Here is a 3,703-nt window from a genome sequence, read left to right as displayed (position 1 = left end):
AGGCCGGAGATGTTCGCGCTGGCGAAAGTTCGGCACAGCGAGCCGTCCGCGCGCGCAAAGCTCACGCCGATTCGGGTCGTCGCGTCGGCTTGCTGGGCGGAGGCGAGTTGCGTGCTCAGCGCCTCGGCGAGCGCGCCGCGCGCGACAAGCGCGCCGTCCGATGCGCCGAACTCGCCGCCGGCCGGAAGCAGACGCCCGATGGCAATCCCGAGCACCAGGCTTGCCGCCAAGGCCGTCGGCGCCCACCAGGCGCCCGTGAACCGCCGCTGACGGGCGGCCGCGAAGTCCACGACTTTCGGCTCCAGGAGCGCGCGCAGCTGCTGCGGCACGGCCTCATCCAAGGCCGGCGCGTAATGCGCGGCGAGCTGGTCGCGCAGCCGGCGCTGCGCTTCCAGCTCGGCGCGCAGGGCGGCGCTGGCGGCGAGCGCATCCTCGACCCGCTTTGCCTCCTGCGCGTCCAGCTCGCCGTCGAGATAGGCGAGCAACAAGGCGGTATCGACCGTCATCACGCGGCCTCCAGCATGCGGACCAGCGCCTGGCGCCCTCGCGTCAGTCGCGAGGTCAGCGTGCCGATCGGAATGTCGAGCAGGTCCGCCGCTTCGCGATAGGCCATGCCTTCGACGAGGATGAGCGCGATCACCTCGCGCTGCTCGTCGGGCAGAGTCGCCATGGCCCGGTCGACGTCGCGAAGCTCGGCGCGTCGCTCGACGTCATGATGGGCGTCCGACGCGATCGTCGCGCCGGCCTCTTCCTCGACAAAGGTCCGATTGCGCCGCGCGCGCGCCCGGGCTTCGTCGATCCAGCAATTGCGCACAATCCGCATCATCCACGCATCCAGTCTCGTTCCCGGCATCCATTGGTCCCGCGCCCTGAGTGCGCGTTCGAGCGCCACCTGGATCAGGTCATCCGCATCCGCCGCGTCGCGGGCGAGCGAACGCGCGAACCGGCGCAGCCGGGGAACCAGCGCCAGCAAGTCGCGCTCGAAGGCCTGCAACTGGCGATTCTCCTTACCCCTTGAGGGAATAAACGGATGGTCCGGCGCGTTTCATCCCCATGCAAGCAAAATTCTGCCATAACCTGCATATGAGGATCGGCTGGTCGCTGCTGCTTGCCTGCGCCGGGTTGGCGCTCCCGTGCAACGCGGCGCTCGCCCAGCTCGTCCCTGCGCCCTCCCTGCCGCCGCTGGGCGGCGTGGTCGACGGCGTCGGCCGAACGGCGAATGATCTGGTCGGCGATGCGCGAGGGGTTGCGGACAATGCGGCCGATACCGCCCGCGGCCTGGCGGACGCGCGCGTGGAGCGGCTGGAAACCTTGGTCCGCCGTCACCCGGACCGGCTGGAAATGACCGATGTCGGCCCCGCCGTGCGCGGCGAAATCATCGCCATCGATCCCGATCCGGCGACGCTCGCGGCCCTTGGCGCGGCAGGGTTCGTCCGGCGGGGCGGCGAAAGCACCGACGCGCTGGGGCTTGCCGCGGTCTCGTTCGGCGTTCCCAACGGCTGGTCGGTCGATCGGGCCCTGTCGCGACTGCGTCGCATTGCCCCTGGCGCCACGTTCGCCGCCAATGTTCTCTACGAGCCGAGCGGCGCGGCGAGCCTGGCTGACCTTGGACATGCGGGACAAGGCGCCGGTGGCGGCGCCGTCGCGCCGATCGGGATCGTCGACGGCGGCGTCGCGGCGCATCCGGCATTGCGCGGCCCGATTCGCCAGCAGGGGTTCGTCCAGGGCGCGCCCCGGTCCAGCACCCATGGCACCGCCGTCGCATCGTTGATCGCGGGCCAGGGGATGGTGCGGGGAGCGGCCCCCGGCGCACCGCTGCTCGTGGCTGACATTTATGGCGCCGATCCCGCCGGCGGCAATGCGCTAGCGCTGGTCCGCGCTTTGGCCTGGCTGGCGGGGCAGAGGACGCGGGTGGTCGCGATGAGCCTCGCCGGGCCGGCCAATGCGCTCGTCCAGCGCGCCGTCGCCGCGGCGCAGGCGCGCGGCATGTATATCGTCGCGGCGGTGGGCAATGACGGCCGCGCCGCGCCGCCCACTTATCCCGCATCCTATCCCGGGGTGATCGCGGTGACCGGCGTCGATGGCCGGGGCCGGGTCCTGATCGAGGCCGGCCGCGCGCTCCATCTCGATTATGCGGCACCGGCCGCGGACATGGCCGCGGCCGGCGGACGCGGGCTGGTCGCGGTGCGCGGCACTTCTTACGCCGTCCCCTTCGTCGCGGGCCGGCTCGCGCAGCATATCGGGAGCCGCAATCCGCTGGCGGCCCTCGACGCGGAGGCCCGTCGCGGCCGTGGCGTCGGTCGGGGCGTGATCTGCGCCGAGTGCCGGACCGTGCTGCCCGCGCGATAGCCTGCGGATTAAGAGGCGGCCGCCATCCGTTTCTCCCCTGTGAGGGTCACAATCCTCTGCAAATCTCACGGGAGAATGATCATGCGTATGAGAATTTTGCTCGCCGGATGCGCCGGATTATTGTTGTCGGCTCCGGCCTCCGCACAGTTGCTGGGCGGTGGCGGCGGGCTTGGCGGCCAGCTGGGCGGTACGCTTGGCAGTCCCTTGGGCGGGCTCGGGCAGACGAGCCGCGGCAGCCTGATGGGTGACGGCGACTTGCGCGTCGATCGCAGCGTCGATCGCCGCACCGGCCGCGCCAGCGGTCGTGCCTCGGGGCGCGGTCAGGGCAGCGGCATGCTCGACAACAGCATCGACACGCCGCGCGGCTCGCGCCGGCAGTCGGCGAATGTCGGCGGGTCGGGTGCGCTCGATCTGGGCGCCGACGCCGATCTCGTCGGCACCGACGATGTCCGCAACACCACGTCGGGCGCCCGGGAACGCGTCGGCAATGCGCGCAATCGTGCCGGGCAAGCGGCCGGAAACGCCGCCGCGCGCGGCCGCGCTGTGGCCGACAATATGCAGGGCCGCACGGCCGGCCTGAGCGACGATGTCGCCGGGACGGCCGACTCGCTGGCCTTCTCGGCCGACGCTTCCGCCTCCGGCAGCGCCGCTGGCTCGGCCACGCGCCGTGCCGCGCGAGCCGACGGCCAGTCGGGCTCGGCTCCGTCGGCTTCTGGCTCCTCGGCAAGTGCGCCGCGCGGCGCACGTGCCCGCCGCACCGAGGGGACGCCTGTCCGCGACAAGTGAGCGGTCCTCAGGCGGCAGTAGAAGGCCCGGCATGCCGCCGGGCCTTCTTCGCGTCTCGAGCGGGCTGGGGGATCCGGATCCCCGGCCGCTTGCGCAATCTTAACCCCTCCGCGCTAGACCGCGCTCAGGGCGCGTAGCTCAAGACCAGAGCGGGCCGCAGATTACGGCAGGATGCAGGTTCATCTCCTGCCGCGCCCACCAGCCGCCGATTCAAGCGCGATGACAATTTCGATGCGCTTGACCGGCGGAACGGGCCGCTGCTAACGCACGGCTCACGGAGGCGGCGCTCGCGCCATCTCCTGCATCAAGAGTGGACCGGCTTCGGTCCACGCCAACCTGCCCTCCCGGGCAAGGTGGCGGTCCCTCAACCAGGGACGATGCGGCCGGACCGGCAATTATACGGGTCTCTCGGCTGCCTTCGTCCGACAACGAAGGAATGCTGTCATGTTTCTCTCCACCGAAACGTTCGCCGACCTTGCCGTCGCGGACGTCCCCGACGCGTCACCCGCCGCGCCGCGCCGATGCCGCCCGCTCCGGATCGCGCTGGCCGGCTATGGCGTCGTCGGCC

The 3,703-nt window shown here is 71.5% G+C and carries 4 protein-coding genes, 1 tRNA gene and 1 riboswitch; of the genes, 3 read left to right on the top strand and 2 right to left on the bottom strand.

The features are described 5' to 3' along the window. Together ACT4N3_RS02200 and ACT4N3_RS02195 are read right to left on the bottom strand one after the other, a co-directional pair. Window positions 1–506 (bottom strand): anti-sigma factor family protein (locus ACT4N3_RS02200; protein ID WP_444853571.1); only part of this gene is annotated, 506 nt, incomplete at its 3' end. Next, complete coding sequence (locus tag ACT4N3_RS02195; protein WP_444853570.1) at window positions 506–994, bottom strand: sigma-70 family RNA polymerase sigma factor; 489 nt, start codon at window positions 992–994, stop codon at window positions 506–508. The genes ACT4N3_RS02195 and ACT4N3_RS02200, both read right to left, overlap by 1 nt. 89 nt (window positions 995–1,083) lie before the next feature. On the opposite strand from ACT4N3_RS02195, the gene ACT4N3_RS02190 reads away from it, so the two are divergent. The 3 genes from ACT4N3_RS02190 (at window position 1,084) to ACT4N3_RS02180 (ending at window position 3,336) form a co-directional block, all read left to right on the top strand. Further along, entirely contained in the window at window positions 1,084–2,349 is a 1,266-nt protein-coding gene (locus ACT4N3_RS02190; protein ID WP_444853569.1) for a S8 family serine peptidase, read from the top strand. Between the two features lie 81 nt (window positions 2,350–2,430). After that, a complete protein-coding gene (locus ACT4N3_RS02185) occupies window positions 2,431–3,135 on the top strand; it encodes a hypothetical protein (RefSeq protein ID WP_444853568.1) in 705 nt (234 codons plus the stop codon). A 127-nt stretch (window positions 3,136–3,262) separates the two neighbouring features. Further along, window positions 3,263–3,336: transfer RNA gene (locus tag ACT4N3_RS02180), tRNA-Ile, on the top strand. A gap of 95 nt (window positions 3,337–3,431) precedes the next feature. Then, window positions 3,432–3,544: riboswitch (SAM-I-IV-variant riboswitch) on the top strand. Window positions 3,545–3,703: the final 159 nt, after the last annotated feature.

The organism is Sphingosinicella sp. (assembly GCF_052388015.1).
Taxonomy (GTDB): Bacteria; Pseudomonadota; Alphaproteobacteria; order Sphingomonadales; family Sphingomonadaceae; genus Allosphingosinicella.
The sequence above is the reverse complement of the archived record's forward strand: the minus strand, read 5'-3'. Positions and strand labels throughout refer to the sequence as shown.